The 15,170-nt window shown below is 68.7% G+C and carries 14 protein-coding genes; 5 read left to right on the plus strand and 9 right to left on the minus strand.

All coding sequences use genetic code 11. From position 1 onward, the window contains the following. Nucleotides 1–239 precede the first annotated feature (239 nt). From H7I41_RS12635 to H7I41_RS12645, 3 genes are read right to left on the minus strand one after another with little or no spacing between them, the layout of a single operon-like run. Nucleotides 240–1,250, minus strand: coding sequence for an SMP-30/gluconolactonase/LRE family protein (locus H7I41_RS12635; protein WP_264012930.1), 1,011 nt, complete (start codon nt 1,248–1,250; stop codon nt 240–242). An 11-nt stretch (nt 1,251–1,261) separates the two neighbouring features. After that, nucleotides 1,262–2,647, minus strand: a complete 1,386-nt coding sequence (locus tag H7I41_RS12640; protein WP_264012931.1) for an aspartate aminotransferase family protein — start codon at nt 2,645–2,647, stop codon at nt 1,262–1,264. Beyond that, on the minus strand, nt 2,644–3,162 hold the full coding sequence (locus tag H7I41_RS12645) for an Lrp/AsnC family transcriptional regulator (protein ID WP_264012932.1): 519 nt from the start codon (nt 3,160–3,162) through the stop codon (nt 2,644–2,646). The genes H7I41_RS12640 and H7I41_RS12645 overlap by 4 nt, the downstream gene beginning before the upstream one ends. Before the next feature lie 122 nt (nt 3,163–3,284). On the opposite strand from H7I41_RS12645, the gene H7I41_RS12650 reads away from it, so the two are divergent. Then, on the plus strand, nt 3,285–4,772 hold the full coding sequence (locus H7I41_RS12650; RefSeq protein ID WP_264012933.1) for a gamma-aminobutyraldehyde dehydrogenase: 1,488 nt from the start codon (nt 3,285–3,287) through the stop codon (nt 4,770–4,772). Between the two features lie 4 nt (nt 4,773–4,776). Here the strand turns inward: H7I41_RS12650 and H7I41_RS12655 are convergent, their stop codons facing one another. The 3 genes from H7I41_RS12655 to H7I41_RS12665 form a co-directional block, all read right to left on the minus strand. Next, the gene (locus H7I41_RS12655) at nt 4,777–5,634 is read right to left on the minus strand and encodes a universal stress protein (RefSeq protein WP_264012934.1); all 858 of its coding nucleotides are present in this window, start codon (nt 5,632–5,634) and stop codon (nt 4,777–4,779) included. Between the two features lie 28 nt (nt 5,635–5,662). Further along, nucleotides 5,663–7,201, minus strand: coding sequence for an APC family permease (locus H7I41_RS12660; RefSeq protein WP_264012935.1), 1,539 nt, complete (start codon nt 7,199–7,201; stop codon nt 5,663–5,665). Nucleotides 7,202–7,347: 146 nt separating this feature from the next. Further along, nucleotides 7,348–7,698, minus strand: coding sequence for an Rv2640c family ArsR-like transcriptional regulator (locus H7I41_RS12665; protein ID WP_264012936.1), 351 nt, complete (start codon nt 7,696–7,698; stop codon nt 7,348–7,350). Between the two features lie 100 nt (nt 7,699–7,798). Between H7I41_RS12665 and H7I41_RS12670 the strand changes: the two genes are divergently transcribed. The 3 genes from H7I41_RS12670 (at nt 7,799) to H7I41_RS12680 (ending at nt 10,742) form a co-directional block, all read left to right on the plus strand. Continuing rightward, the gene (locus H7I41_RS12670; RefSeq protein WP_264012937.1) at nt 7,799–8,284 is read left to right on the plus strand and encodes an ArsI/CadI family heavy metal resistance metalloenzyme; all 486 of its coding nucleotides are present in this window, start codon (nt 7,799–7,801) and stop codon (nt 8,282–8,284) included. 108 nt (nt 8,285–8,392) lie between these two features. After that, entirely contained in the window at nt 8,393–9,574 is a 1,182-nt protein-coding gene (locus tag H7I41_RS12675) for an MFS transporter (RefSeq protein ID WP_264012938.1), read from the plus strand. A gap of 259 nt (nt 9,575–9,833) precedes the next feature. Then, nucleotides 9,834–10,742 (plus strand): sigma-70 family RNA polymerase sigma factor, encoded by a 909-nt coding sequence (locus tag H7I41_RS12680; protein ID WP_264012939.1) that lies wholly within the window; start codon nt 9,834–9,836, stop codon nt 10,740–10,742. Here H7I41_RS12680 and H7I41_RS12685 read toward each other — a convergent pair. Then, nucleotides 10,717–11,322, minus strand: coding sequence for a carboxymuconolactone decarboxylase family protein (locus H7I41_RS12685; RefSeq protein ID WP_264012940.1), 606 nt, complete (start codon nt 11,320–11,322; stop codon nt 10,717–10,719). The two genes, H7I41_RS12680 and H7I41_RS12685, sit on opposite strands and share 26 nt — an antisense overlap. Before the next feature lie 88 nt (nt 11,323–11,410). Between H7I41_RS12685 and H7I41_RS12690 the strand changes: the two genes are divergently transcribed. Further along, the gene (locus H7I41_RS12690; protein WP_264012941.1) at nt 11,411–12,559 is read left to right on the plus strand and encodes an AI-2E family transporter; all 1,149 of its coding nucleotides are present in this window, start codon (nt 11,411–11,413) and stop codon (nt 12,557–12,559) included. A 78-nt stretch (nt 12,560–12,637) separates the two neighbouring features. On the opposite strand, the gene H7I41_RS12695 is transcribed toward H7I41_RS12690, so the two are convergent. After that, nucleotides 12,638–13,414: a succinate dehydrogenase iron-sulfur subunit gene (locus H7I41_RS12695; protein WP_264012942.1), complete on the minus strand. Its 777-nt coding sequence runs from the start codon at nt 13,412–13,414 to the stop codon at nt 12,638–12,640. Beyond that, entirely contained in the window at nt 13,414–15,168 is a 1,755-nt protein-coding gene (sdhA, locus tag H7I41_RS12700; protein ID WP_264012943.1) for a succinate dehydrogenase flavoprotein subunit, read from the minus strand. Before sdhA ends, H7I41_RS12695 begins: the two co-directional genes overlap by 1 nt. Nucleotides 15,169–15,170: the final 2 nt, after the last annotated feature.

The following is a 15,170-nucleotide window of genomic DNA, read 5'->3' on the forward strand; positions in this document are numbered from 1 at the left end:
GGCGGCGGGCGCGCCGAGCAGAGCCGGCGCCGCGGCCATCGCCGCGACGGCCAGCAGCCCCGCGGCGCGGGTGCAGAGCATGCGTGACTTGGCCATCGTCTGCGCAGATTAAGCGACCGGCGACCGCATTGCGCGGAGGCACGCTGTGACAGGAGTGGTTGATGTGACTCGAGCCGGCATTGAGTTTGCTTCCAGATCGCGATCGCGGGCCGAATCGCGATCTCACGACAATCTCAACGTCAGGACAGCGACAACTCGCTCAGCGGGACGTGCGCGACGGCGTCCGAACCGATGCAGCCCAGCCAGAGCCGGTCGCCGGCCTCGACCAGACCGGTCACCATGCCGAAGTCGGGATGGGTGGTGCGCAGCCCGGCGACCGGACGGCCGTCGTCCGGATCGAACGCCACCGCCCACACCTCGGGTGCGAGTTGCGGCGCGAACCGCTCGGGCAGCCGCCAGAGGAGTTGGCGCAAGAGCGTCGCACGGGGCGCCAGCCACTCGGCGGTGGTGTTGAGCGGCGACACCATCGCACACCAGATCCGGCCGTCGGCGCCGGTGGACAGGTTGTCCGGGTGTCCGGGCAGGCCCGTCACGAGCGGTGTCACCTGACCCGCCTGCGGGCCGGTGAGCCAGTACTTGGACAGCCGGCGGGCCAGCGTCTCGGCGAACACCAGCGCCGATCCGTCGGCGGTCGGGGTGACACCGTTGGTGAAGTACAACCCATCGAGCACGGTGCTGACCGTCCCGTCGGCGGACCGCCGGAACAGTCCGCCGCGCCCACGTGCCTCCAGCACCGCACCCTTGAAGTGCTGATAGGTGAACGCGCTGGTCGACTCGGTGAAATAGATTGTGCCGTCGGCTGTCTCGATGACATTCGAGCAGAACTGCAGGTGCCGGCCGTCGACGTGCTCGACCAGCGGCTGCACGACGCCGGTGCCCGGGTCGAGGGTCAGGAGGCCGCGCGGGCTGTCGCAGACGAGCAGTCTGCCGTCGCGCGCGACCGCGAGTCCCAGCGGCCGGCCACCGGTGTCGGCGACCACGGTGACCCGGCCGTCGGGATCGATCCGCAGGATCCGGCCGTCGTCCACCCCGGTCCACACCGCGCCGTCGGCGTCGACGACCACATCCTCCGGGGCGTGGCCGGGTACCGGGACGACGGTGACTGCGGGAGCGGGCAATTCAGGCAGCGGTGTGACCGGCGGCGGCTGCCACCGCACCGGGTCGATCGGCGGCTTCCGTTGCGGCGACACCCGCCTTCCTCCTAGATTCGCCGGCTCGCCTCGCCCAGCACGCTGTGCAGGATCTCGTAGATCGCGTCGAACTCGGCCTGCCCGCTGATCAGCGGCGGCGCCAGCTGCACCACCGGGTCGCCGCGGTCGTCGGCGCGGCAGTACAGGCCCGCCTCGAAGAGCGCCGGGGTCAGGAAGCCGCGCAGGAGCCGTTCGGACTCCTCGTCGTTGAAGGTCTCCTTGGTCGCCTTGTCCTTGACCAGTTCGATGCCGTAGAAGTAGCCCTCACCGCGGACGTCGCCGACGATCGGCAGGTCGTAGAGCCGCTCGAGGGTGGCGCGGAACGCCGGTGCGTTCTCCTTGACCCGGGCGTTGAGGCCCTCGCGTTCGAAGATGTCCAGGTTGGCCAGCGCGACGGCGGCCGACACCGGGTGACCGCCGAACGTGTAGCCGTGGGCGAAGGCGGTCTTGCCGTCGTTGAACGGCTCGAACAGCCGGTCACTCGCGATCATCGCGCCGATCGGCGAGTAACCGGAGGTGAGGCCCTTGGCGCAGGTGATGATGTCCGGCACGTAGTTGAAGTCGTCGCAGGCGAACATCGAGCCGATCCGGCCGTACGCGCAGATCACCTCGTCGGAGACCAGCAGCACGTCGTAGCGGTCGCAGATCTCGCGGACCCGCTCGAAATAGCCTGGTGGCGGCGGGAAGCAGCCGCCCGCGTTCTGCACGGGCTCGAGGAACACGGCCGCCACGGTGTCGGGACCCTCGAACTCGATGGCCTCGGCGATGCGGTCGGCGCAGTACTGGCCGAAGGCCTTCTCGTCGTGCTGGTAATTGGCCGGAGCGCGGTAGAAGTTGGTGTTCGGCGCGCGGAACCCGCCGGGGGTGAGCGGCTCGAACGGCGCCTTGAACGCCGGCACGCCGGTGATGGCGAGCGCGCCCTGCGGCGTGCCGTGGTAGGCCACCGCACGCGAAACGACCTTGTGCTTACCGGGTTTGCCGACCAGCTTGAAGTACTGCTTGGCCAGCTTCCACGCGCTCTCGACGGCCTCTCCGCCACCTGTGGTGAAGAAGACGCGGTTGAGGTCGCCGGGTGCGTAATTCGCCAACCGCTCGGCCAGTTCGATCGCCGGCGGCGTGGCATAGGACCACAGCGGGAAGAACGCCAGCTGCTCGGCCTGCTTGGCGGCGGCCTCGGCCAGTTCGGCGCGGCCGTGGCCGACCTGGACCACGAACAGCCCGGACAGGCCGTCGATGTAGCTGCGGCCCTTGTCGTCCCAGATGGTGGTGCCCTCGCCGCGGGTGATGATCGGCGGGGAGATGTTCTCGCCGTGGCGGGCGAAGTGCCCCCACAGGTGCCGGCTGGCCTTCGCGGCCAGATCGGTTGTCACTGGTTCGGTAATATCGGTCGTTGTCATCGTGTACCCCAATTGTATTGCTGCTTAACGAGTCTCAAATAAACAAGCGTTTCGGTGGATATCACTCCCGGCAGTGCGCGGATCTGGGTGTTGAGCAGGTCGAGCAGGTCGTCGTCGTCCTCGCAGACCACTTCGACGATCGCGTCGAACGATCCGGCGGTGAGCACGACGTAATCGACCTGTGCCATCCCGGCGAGCTTCTCGGCGATCTTGGTGGTGTCACCGGTGCAGCGGATGCCGATCATCGCCTGGCGGGCGAACCCGAGCTGCATCGGATCGGTGACGGCGACGATCTGCATGACGCCGGCGTCGACCATGCGCTGGACCCGCTGGCGCACGGCGGCCTCAGAGAGGCCGACGGCCTTGCCGATGCCGGCGTAGGAGCGCCTGCCATCCTGCTGCAACTTCTCGATGATCGCCTTGGACAGTTCGTCGAGCTGGAACGCGCCGGGCCGCGACGGGTTGACGCGCAAGCCGACGGGCGGGGTGACGGGTTGACCATCCGGATTGGTCATGCCAGTGATTGTGCACGGAATCCGTCGTTGCGGGCAACCAGACGTATGAAATCGATTGTTTCAACCCTGCTCGGCGGCTGGATTGCGTAGCCATGCGCGGGGCCGTCCGTTAGCGTTGGCGCATGACCGTGGCGACGAACGTGGCAGGCAGCTGGATCGACGGGGCGGCGGTGGCGACCTCGGGGGAGAACCACCGGGTCATCGATCCGGCGACCGGCCGGGTGGTCGCCGAGTACGCGCTGGCCACCCCCGGTGACGTCGACGCGGCGGTCGCCTCCGCCCGCCGCGCGCTGCCCGGGTGGGCCACCGCCACGCCCGCCGACCGGTCGGCGGTGCTCGCCCGGCTGGCGAAGCTGGCCGACGAGCACGCCGACGACCTGGTCGCCGAGGAGGTCAGCCAGACCGGCAAGCCGGTGCGGTTGGCCGCCGAGTTCGACGTCCCCGGCAGCGTCGACAACATCGACTTCTTCGCGGGCGCCGCGCGGCATCTCGAGGGCAAGGCCACCGCGGAGTACTCCGGCGACCACACCTCGAGCATCCGGCGCGAGGCCATCGGCGTCGTCGCCACCATCACCCCGTGGAACTACCCGCTGCAGATGGCGGTGTGGAAGGTGCTGCCCGCACTTGCCGCCGGGTGCTCGGTGGTGATCAAGCCCGCCGAGATCACCCCGCTGACCACGCTGACGCTGGCCAGGCTGGCCACCGAGGCCGGGCTCCCAGCGGGCGTGCTCAACGTCGTCACCGGCGCGGGACACGACGTCGGCACCGCGCTGGCCGGCCACCGCGACGTCGACCTGGTTACCTTCACCGGGTCCACCCCGGTGGGCCGCAGGGTGATGGCCGCCGCCGCCACGCACGGCCACCGCACCCAGCTGGAGCTGGGCGGCAAGGCGCCGTTCGTGGTGTTCGACGACGCCGACCTCGACGCCGCGATCCAGGGTGCGGTCGCCGGTGCGCTGATCAACACCGGCCAGGACTGCACAGCCGCGACACGGGCGATCGTGGCGCGCGAAGTCTACGACGACTTCGTCGCCGGGGTGGCTGAGGTGATGGGCAAGGTCGTCGTCGGCGACCCGCACGACCCCGACACCGACCTGGGGCCGCTGATCTCGATGGCGCACCGCGCCAAGGTGGCGGGCATGGTCGAGCGGGCTCCCGGCCAGGGTGGGCGGATCGTCACCGGCGGCACCACCCCGGATCTGCCGGGTTCGTTCTACGCGCCGACGCTGATCGCCGACGTGGCCGAGGACTCCGAGGTGTACCGCGACGAGATCTTCGGACCGGTGCTCACCGTGCGGCCGTTCACCGACGACGACGACGCGCTGCGGCAGGCGAACGACACCGACTACGGGCTGGCCGCCTCGGCGTGGACCCGCGACGTGTACCGCGCGCAGCGGGCGTCGCGCGAGATCCAGGCCGGCTGCGTGTGGATCAACGACCACATCCCGATCATCAGCGAGATGCCGCACGGCGGTGTCGGCGCATCGGGGTTCGGCAAGGACATGAGCGACTACTCACTCGAGGAGTACCTCACCGTCAAGCACGTGATGAGCGACATCACCGGCGTGGCCGACAAGGAATGGCACCGCACCATTTTCAAGCGGCGCTAGCGCGTCACTCGCGGGGTACGACCACCACGGGGACGTCGACGCCGGCCAGGATGCGCGCGGCCGTGGACCCCAGGAAGATCCGCCTCGGCGCGGCGAAGCGGCTGGACCCGACGACGAGCAGCGCGCCGTCGTCCCACCTGAGCTTCTTGAGCGCCGACTCCAGCGTCATCCCCTCGGCGACAAGGGACTCGATCTCCGGCGCGTCGGGCAGCGCGCGCGCCGCGACGGCGAGGTTCTCCTCGGCGGCGGCGATCTGGAACTGCCGCACCTCCTTCACGCTCTCGGCCTCGGCGAGGTTCTCCGCTGACACCAGCGACAGCATGCGGATCGGCAGGCCTGCAGCGCTGGCCAGGGTGAGGGCGAACGGCAGCGGGTTGTCGTCGCCGGGCCGGGTTGGCACCGCCGCGGTGATGGCGGCGATGTCGTCGTCGGGGTCCTCGGCGTAGCCGCGCGGTGCGAGTGCCACCGGGATCGGCGAGGAATGCAGCAGCGCGCCGGTGACGGGGCCGATGGTGTGGCCGCCGAAGAATCCGTCACGGGCGCCGCCGACCACGATGAGGTCCGACGACTTCTCCTCGGCGAACTGCAGGAGCGACTGGGCGAAGGACTCACCGACGGTGACCGTCGATCCGGCGCTGACGCCCTTGGCCGCAAGCGCATCGACCGCCCGCGAGACCCACTCCTCGCCGCGTTCGACGAGCAACCGCTGGTACTCGCTGCGGCCTGGGCTGCCGTCGGGCATCTCCTCGCGGACCACCAGCACCACGTCGACGGTGGCGTCGAAGGTCTTGGCGAGTGCGCTGGCCAGCGCGACGCCGTCGTCGCCGGTCGGAGTGGCCAGATATCCGACTGTCAGATGCATGGCTGGTCCTTCTCTCGAGGTGACGACATCAGAAGGTGTCGGGAACCTTGACTTCGGTGCTCGCGGTCAGCGTCTCACCGCGGAAGAACCGCTTGGTGCCGAATGCGAAACACGCCAGCATCAGCGGGATACCCAGTGCCAGCATGCCGACGCCGAGGACGAAGACGCCACCTATGCCGCCGTACGCCGTCTCGCCGTAGTCCTCGGCGATCATGTCGATCGCACTCTTGACGAACGCCCACGTCATCGCCGCGGCGCCGAGCAGCGGGAAGATGCCGCGGAAGAACAGGTTCCGGGCAGAGCTGAAAAGTGTGCGCCGGAAGTACCAGACGCACGCGTAGGCGGTGATGCCGTAGTAAAACGCGACCGCCAGGCCCAGCGAGGCGACGGAGTCCTGCAGCGCGTTCTGGCTGACGAACGACAGCACGAGGTAGAAGCACAGCGCCGCCACTCCCATCACCATGGTGCCGAACGCCGGGGTCATGTAGCGGGGGTGCACCCGGGCGAAGCGCTGCGGGATGGCCTCGTACACCGCCATCGACAGCGTTCCGCGTGCCGTCGGCAGGATCGTGGTCTGCGTCGAGGACAGCGCAGAGATCGACACGGTGAGCATCAACAGTGCGGACACCACGGTCCCGGCCACCGGATCGCCGAGGATGGTCAGCACGTCGTCGGCGTTCTCCTCGTTCTTCAGGCCGATGCCCTCGGTGCCGAAGCCGGCGAAGGACTGCACCGCGAAGGCGACGAGCACGTAGGTGCACACCAGGATCAGCGTGGTGATCACCGCGGCGATGCCCGGGGTGCGGCCCGGGTCCTTGGTCTCCTCGCCGACGGCCAGGCAGGCGTCCCAGCCCCAGTAGATGAAGATGCACAGGATGACCGCCGCGGCGATGGACGAGGAATCCAGGCCACTTGGCCACAGCCATGACAGCGACGGGCTGATGGCCTGTTCGCCCGCATTGCCGGCGAACACCCGCACCAGTGCGAAGATGCTGACACCGACCAGGACGACGAACTGGATCCCGATGAGCACGTTCTGAATGCGTTCGGAGAGAACGATTCCCCGCGCGCTCACCGCCGTCATGGCGAGGATGAAGAAGCAGCCCAGCAGCACCTTGGCGGTCAGGCTGTCGGCGAGCGTGTTGAAGAAGTTGTCCTCGGCACCGCCGGTGAGTGTGCCCAGGAAGCGGTAGAGGTAGATGGCCGCCACCTCGGCGACGTTGGCCAGCACGATGATCGCCGACACCGCGAGACCCCACCCGCCGATCCAGCCGATCCACGGGCCGAACGCCTTGGTGCCCCAGGTGAAGGTGGTGCCGCAGTCCGGCGTGTCCTGCGACAGTTCCTTGTAGGCGAAGGCGACCAACAGCATCGGGATGAACGCCAGCACGAACATCGCCGGTGCCTTGTCCCCGACGGCCAGGACGACGAAGCCGAGGGTGGCGGCCAGGCTGTACGCCGGCGCGACGGCGCCGAGGCCGATGACGATGTTGCCGACCAGGCCAAGGGCCCCCGCCTGCAGCCCCTTGTCGCCGACAGCCGAGGTCGGCGGTTCCTTGATTGCCATGCCGGAAATATACGGTTTCGATGGTCTATGCGGGCGGATACAACGGAATAGTTTTCTTCGGGGTAACACAGCAACGGAATCGGTTGTCCGAGCATCGATGTCTCACGTGAATCGAGTGCGGCGTCCCATGAGGCCGCCGGTGACCACTACGTGCAGCAGCTGGGGTCGAGTACGACACAGAGTGCTTGCAGCGCTTCACTTTTGACTCGATGGAACACGTTCATGCCGCGCCGGTCGGAGATCACCAGGCCCGCATTGCGCAACTGCCCGAGGTGGTGGCTGACGGTGGACTCGCTGAGACCGAGCACCGTGGCGAGGTGACCGCTGGTCTCCTCGCCGTTGAACAGGTACGACATGATCTTCACCCGCATCGGGTCGGCGATTGCCTTGAGCCGCATCGCGACGGCGAGGGCGTCCTCGTCGCTGATCGGGCCTGCGGCCACCGGGGCGCAGCACACCGGGGCCGACATGTCGATGACGGGCAGCGCTTTGGGCATGCGCTCCATCATGCCATCGGTCTTGACATATATCAAAAAGGTGGCATTCTGAGTTCGACGCGTCAGTTCGATATATGTCTCATCCCTATGGAGGTCCATCATGTCCCGTGTCCAGCTGGCTCTCAACGTCGACGACCTCGACGAGGCGATCACGTTCTACTCCAAGCTGTTCAACACCACCCCCGCGAAGGTCAAACCGGGCTACGCCAACTTCGCGGTCACCGAACCGGCACTGAAACTGGTGCTCCTCGAGAACCGCGGCAGGGGCGGCACCATCAATCACCTCGGCGTGGAGGTCGCGTCGAGCGAGCAGGTGCATGCCGAGATCGCCCGATTGACCGACGAGGGGCTGTTCACCGACGAGGAGATCGGCACCACGTGTTGTTTCGCGACCCAGGACAAGGTCTGGGTGACCGGACCGGCCGGGGAGAAGTGGGAGGTCTACACCGTGCTGGCCGACTCCGACACCTTCGGCACCAGCCCCCAGCACCTCGACGAGGCGGGCGAGGCGCAGGGCGGGGTGTGTTGCGGCGGCGCGGCGGCATCCGACGCCGACCAGCCGGCCGCCACCACATCCTGCTGCTGACCCCGCACGCACAGGCAGCGCCGGTTGCCCACCATTCGGCGGGTGACCGGCGACTGCCATGTCGGAAAGCCGCGAGCCAACGGCCGCTCGAGCTGGTCGACTGGCCTGATGACACAACAGGTTCGGCCGCACTGGCCGGCGGTGTTCAGCATCGCGGCGGGCATCTTCGTGATCGTGACCACCGAGATCATGCCGATCGGGCTGCTGGTGCCGATCTCGGGCGCCTTCGCGGTGTCGACCGGAACCGCCGGACTGATGATGACCGTGCCGGGTCTGGTCGCCGCGGTGGCCGCACCTGTCGCGACGGTGGCGACGGCCCGGGTGGACCGCCGGACCATGCTGGTCGTGTGGACGGTCACCCTCGTCGGGGCGAACGTGGTGTGCGCGTTGGCGACCTCGTTCTGGATGCTGCTGGCGGCGCGGGTGCTCGTGGGGATCGTCATCGGCGGATTCTGGTCGATCGGTGCGGGTCTGGCCGGCCGCCTGGTCGGCGAACACAGTGTGCCGCGGGCGACCTCGACGATCTTCCTCGCCGTCCCGCTCGGCTCGGTCGTCGGAGTTCCGTTGGGCACGTTCATCGCCGGCGTCGCGGGCTGGCGCGCGACCTTCGCCGTCCTCGCGGTGGCGACGGCGCTGGTGTGCGGCGCACTGTGGGCGACGGTGCCATCGCTGACACCGCGGCAGGTCACCCGTCCCGCGGTGCTCGCCGCGCTGCTCGCCCGCACCGAGGTGAGGATCGGCCTGCTGGTGACCGTGCTCGTCGTGGTCGCGCACTTCGGCGCGTACACCTACGTGTCGGCATTCCTGGACGAGGTCACCGGAATGGGTCTGACGACGGTCAGCGCGTTGCTCCTCGGCTACGGCGCGGCGGGGCTGGCAGGCAACCTGGTCGCCGGCTACACGATCCGGCGCCACCTGCGGGCCACCTTCGCGACCGCAGCGCTGCTGATCGCGGTCGCGACGCCGGCGCTGACGGTGTTCGGACACGACCTTGCCGGCGCCGCAGCGCCGCTGCTGCTGTGGGGATTCGCCTACGGCGCCGTGCCCGCCTGCTCCCAGTCACTGCTCGCGCGGGGCAGCGGTGGCGCCGACGAGGCGGCCACGGTGCTGTTCACCAGTTCGTTCCAGGCGACGATCTGCCTCGGCGCGATGCTCGGCGGGGTCGTGGTGGATCACGCGTCGCTGTCACTGCTCATGGTGCTCGCCGCGGCGACGGCGCTCGGTGCGGTCGCAGTGCTGACCACCACCGGCCGGCATGCGCGAGCGGCTCTCGGCAGCCCGGTCGGGTAGCGGCGCTCACCGTCGACGGTCATCGTCACCGCGACCCCGCCGATCGCGGCGGTGCCGTTCGAGACGTCCGACGGCGAAACACATCCGTTCCGCGGGGCCGGAATCCGGCACGTCACCCACCCGGCCACCGGTCCGAAGCGCACGATCACAGAAGCGTCCGTCGTCGTCCTCCGTCATGGGTCGAAGCATCGCGGCTGCGGTGTGATATTGCGTGAGTAGTCCACTACTCGACCGGGGCCCGCGGACTTACCCTTGGGGCGTGACGACCGCCGAGCGCACCCTGGACTTCGAGCAGGCACGCCCTCACCTGCTCGCGGTGGCCTACCGGTTGACCGGCTCGGTGGCCGACGCCGAGGACGCGGTGCAGGACGCATGGCTGCGTTGGGATGCGCTGGGGGACGGGCGCGTCCGCATCGCCGACCCGAAGGCCTGGCTGACGACGGTGGTCAGCCGCATCGGCCTGGACCGCCTGCGCTCGGCCGCCCGGCGGCGCGAGACCTACGTCGGCGAGTGGCTCCCGGAACCCGTCGTCACCGGATTCGGTGACAGCGACCCGCTCGCCGCGGTGGTCGCCGCCGAGGACGCGCGATTCGCGGCGATGGTGGTGCTCGAACGGCTGACACCCGACCAGCGGGTCGCCTTCGTCCTGCACGACGGGTTCTCCGTGCCCTTCGGTGAGATCGGCGCCGTCCTCGGGACCACCGAGGCGTCGGCACGTCAGCTCGCGTCGCGCGCACGGCGCATCGTCGCCGATGCGAAGGCGCCGGACCGCGACCCGTCCCACGACGAGGTGGTGGGCAGGCTGATGGCGGCCATGGCATCGGGCGACGTGGCCGCCGTCGTCGAGCTGCTGCACCCCGACGTCACGTTCACCGGTGACTCGAACCGCAAGGCGCCCACCGCCGCCCGCGTCATCCACGGCGCCGACAAGGTCGCCAGGTTCATCTTCGGGCTGGCCCGCCGATACGGCCCGCGGTTCTTCGAGGCGGGACAACTCGCGCTCGTCAACGGTGAGATCGGGCTCTACACCGAAGGTCTGGCCGCGGACGGTGAATGGCCGGAGATGGCGCCGCACATCCAGGCGGTCACCGTCCGCGACGGCAAGGTCTGCGCCATCTGGGATGTCGCGAACCCCGACAAGTTCACCGGCTCTCCGCTCCGTCGGTAGCCCACGGCACCCGGCAGGCGTCGCCGGAGTTGAAGCCCTGCTCGGTGATCCCCAGCGCGGAGTACATGCGGGCGCGCATGTTCTCCACCCCGATCTGATAGGTCAGCTCGATCACCCCGTCGTCGCCGAAGCGCCGCCGCAGATCGGCCACCTGCTCGTCGGTGATGGTGTGCGGGTCGGTGCTCATCGCGTCGGCGTAGGCGATCGCGGCACGCTCGTCGTCGGTGTAGCGCGGTGACGTCGCGTAGTCGTCGATCTCCTTGAGCCGGTCGACGTCGAGGCCGTCGAGGCGCTGCAGCATGGCGCCGAAATCGACGCACCAGGAGCAGCCGACGGTGCGCGCCGTCCAGAACACGGCGAGTTCGCGGACGCTGGCCGGCAGCTTCTTCGACCCCGATTGCAGCATGCCCTCGTGGACGAGGTTGGCCAGCATCAGCCGCGGGTGGTGGGCAGCGACGGCGAAGGGCTCGGGCACCTCGCCGAAGCGGCGCCTGGCCGTCCGGTACATCAGCTTGGTCAGCAGTGACGCGCGCTCGGGGGTGACGGGTTCGATGCGTGATGTCGAATGATTCGTGGTCATACCCATCAGACGAGACAGCCCGCCGGAGTGTGACAGGGAATTCGGCCATCGAGTACTCGAATCGGCCGATCGCGGGTAGAAGTCAGGGGTGACTGACAACACGACGGCGCTGCCAAGCCGTGGGTCGATCTACCGGGCGCACCTGCGATCGACCGCGGTGGTCGCGATCCAGCTCGTCGCCGTGGCCGCGGCGCTGTGGGGTCTGGCGTGGGTGGTGGGCAAGACATGGGTGGTCCTTCTGCCCGTCTTGCTGGCCCTGATCGTGTGCACCGTGCTGTGGCCGCCGGTGCGCTGGCTACGCAACAGGGGCGTGCCCCCGGCGGCGGCGGTCGCGGTGGTCCTGCTGATCGCAATGGGCGTGATCGCCGGCGTGATCGCCGCGGTTGCCCCGGCCATCGTCGAGCAGTCCACGGAGCTGGCCGAGCAGGCCTCGGCCGGCGTGGTGAAGATACAGGACTGGCTCGGTGGGCCGCCGCTGAACATCAGTGAGGCGCAACTGAACTCGGCTGTCGCCGCCGTCACCGACCGGCTGAACTCGAGTAGCGCGCAGATCGCGTCCGGGGTGTTCACCGGCGTCGGCGCCGCCACGTCGGCCCTGGTGACCGTGTTCACCACCCTGGTGGTGACCTTCTTCCTGCTCAAGGACGGCCCGCGCTTCGTCCCCTGGCTGCGCGGCATCGTCGGCAGGCCCGCTGCGCCCCATCTGGCGGAGATCCTGGAACGCGTGTGGGTGAGCCTGGGCGGATTCATCCGCACCCAGGCACTGGTGAGCCTCGTCGACGCGGTGCTCATCGGGATCGGGCTGGTGATCGTGGGGGTGCCGCTGGCCTACGCGCTCGCGATCATCACGTTCATCGGCGGGTTCGTGCCGATCGTCGGCGCCTTCGTCGCGGGCGGCCTCGCCGTGCTGATCGCCCTGGTCTCCAACGGTCCGGTCGACGCGCTCATCGTGTTGGGCATCATCCTGGCCGTGCAGCAGTTCGAGGGCAACGTCCTGCAGCCGTGGTTGCAGTCGAAGTCGATGAAGCTGCACGCGGTGATCGTGCTGCTGGCGGTGACGCTGGGCGCCTCGACGTTCGGGGTGGTCGGTGCGTTCCTGGCGGTGCCGGTGGCCGCCACGGTGGCGGTGGTGATCCGCTACTACGGCGAGCAGGTCGGCAGGCAGGCCGGCGAGGACCCGCCCGAACCGCAACCCGAACCCGAGCCGGAAGAGGAACCCGAGCCTGCTGAGTCCTGACTTTCGAGCGCCGAACGTGAGCTAGTGCGCGAGAATTCCGCCGGAATTGACGAACAAGCTCACGCTCGGCGGAGATGCCTAACGGGCGAACATCAGCGCGCGCTTGACCTCTTGGATCGCCTGGGTCACCTGGATCCCGCGCGGGCAGGACTCCGTGCAGTTGAACGTGGTGCGGCAACGCCACACCCCGTCCTTCTCGTTGAGGATGTCGAGCCGCTCGGCGGCCGCCTCGTCACGGCTGTCGAAGATGAAGCGGTGCGCGTTGACGATCGCGGCGGGTCCGAAGTACGAGCCCTCGGTCCAGAACACCGGGCAGCTGGTGGTGCAGCAGGCGCACAGGATGCACTTGGTGGTGTCGTCGTAGCGGGCGCGGTCGGTCTGGCTCTGGATGCGCTCGCGGGTGGGCGGGTTGCCGCTGGTCACCAGGAACGGCTTGACGGCGCGGTAGGCGTCGAAGAACGGCTCCATGTCGACCACCAGGTCCTTCTCCACGGGCAGCCCGCGGATCGGCTCGATGGTGATGGTCAGCTGCTTGGACGCCTTCTTGGGCAGCATGTCGCGCATCAGCACCTTGCACGCCAGCCGGTTGACGCCGTTGATCCGCATGGCGTCGCTGCCGCATACGCCGTGCGCGCACGACCGCCGGAACGTCAGCGTGCCGTCGAGGTACCACTTGACGTAGTGCAGCAGGTTGAGCAGCCGGTCACTCGGCAGGCACGGCACCCGGAAGCTCTGCCAGCCGGCGGCGTCCGGGTCCTCCGGGTTGAAGCGGGCGATCTTGAGCGTCACCATCACCGCACCCTCCGGCACGGGCGGTGTGGTGGCTTCGTTCTTCTCGATTGCGGGCGCGCTCATCAGTACTTCCGCTCCATCGGCTCGTAGCGGGTCTGCACCACCGGCTTGTAGTCCAGCCGGATGTCGCTGAGCAGATCCTCTCCCTGCTTGTACGCCATGGTGTGGCGCATGTAATTCGTGTCGTCGCGGTTCGGGTAGTCCTCACGGGCGTGGCCGCCGCGGGACTCCTTGCGGTTGAGCGCGCCGACCACGGTGACCTCGGCCAGCTCGAGCAGGAAGCCCAGCTCGATGGCCTCGAGAAGATCGCTGTTGTAGCGCTTGCCCTTGTCCTGCACCGTGATCCGGCCGTAGCGCTCCTTGAGGCCGTGGATGTCGGTGAGCGCCTGCTTGAGGGTCTCCTCGGTGCGGAACACCGCGGCGTTGTTGTCCATCGACTGCTGCAGTGCCCCGCGGATGTCGGCGACACGCTCGTTGCCGTGCTCGGACAGGATGTCGCCCACCCAGCCGACGACCATGTCCGCCGGCTTCTCCGGCATCTCGACGAAGTCGTGGCCCGCCGCGTAGTTGGCAGCGGCGATGCCGGCGCGGCGGCCGAACACGTTGATGTCGAGCAGCGAGTTGGTGCCCAGCCGGTTGGCGCCGTGCACCGAGACGCACGCACACTCGCCTGCCGCGTAGAGGCCGGGGATGACGCTGGTGTTGTCGCGCAGCACCTGGCCGTTGACGTTGGTCGGGATGCCGCCCATCACGTAGTGACAGGTCGGGTAGACCGGCACCAGTTCGGTGACCGGATCCACACCGAGGTAGGTGCGGGCGAACTCGGTGATGTCGGGCAGTTTCGCCTCGAGCACGTCGGCGCCGAGGTGGCGCACGTCGATGTAGACGTAGTCCTTGTTCGGCCCGGCGCCGCGACCCTCGAGCACCTCGAGCACCATCGACCGCGCGACGATGTCGCGGGGTGCGAGGTCGACGATCGTCGGCGCATAGCGCTCCATGAAGCGCTCACCCTCGCCGTTGAGCAGCCGGCCGCCCTCGCCGCGCACCGCCTCGGAGATCAGGATCCCCAGCCCGGCAAGGCCCGTCGGGTGGAACTGGTGGAACTCCATGTCCTCCAAGGGAAGTCCCTTGCGGAAGATGATGCCCAGCCCGTCGCCGGTGAGGGTGTGGGCGTTGGACGTCGTCTTGTACATCCGGCCCGACCCGCCGGTGGCGAACACGATCGCCTTGGCATGGAAGACGTGGATGTCACCGGTGGCCAGCTCGTAGGCGATCACCGCGGTGGCCACCGGACCGCCGGGAGTCTCGGTCAGCGAGATGTCGAGTGCGTAGAACTCGTTGAAGAACTCGACGTCGTGCTTGACGCAGTTCTGATAGAGGGTCTGCAGGATCATGTGGCCGGTGCGGTCGGCGGCGTAGCAGGCCCGCCGCACGGGCGCCTTGCCGTGGTCGCGGGTGTGGCCACCGAACCGGCGCTGGTCGATCCGGCCCTCGGGGGTGCGGTTGAACGGCATCCCCATCTTCTCGAGGTCGAGCACCGCGTCGATGGCTTCCTTGCACATGATCTCGACGGCGTCCTGGTCGGCGAGGTAGTCGCCGCCCTTGACGGTGTCGAAGGTGTGCCACTCCCAGTTGTCGTCCTCGACGTTGGCCAGCGCGGCGCACATGCCGCCCTGCGCGGCCCCGGTGTGGCTGCGCGTCGGGTAGAGCTTGGTCAGCACCGCCGTGCGGGCCCGCGGACCGGCCTCGACCGCCGCGCGCATGCCCGCGCCGCCTGCCCCGACGATGACGACGTCGTAGCGATGTTCCTGGATCATTT

Source organism: [Mycobacterium] manitobense, assembly GCF_025821665.1.
Taxonomy (GTDB): Bacteria; Actinomycetota; Actinomycetes; order Mycobacteriales; family Mycobacteriaceae; genus Mycobacterium; species Mycobacterium arseniciresistens.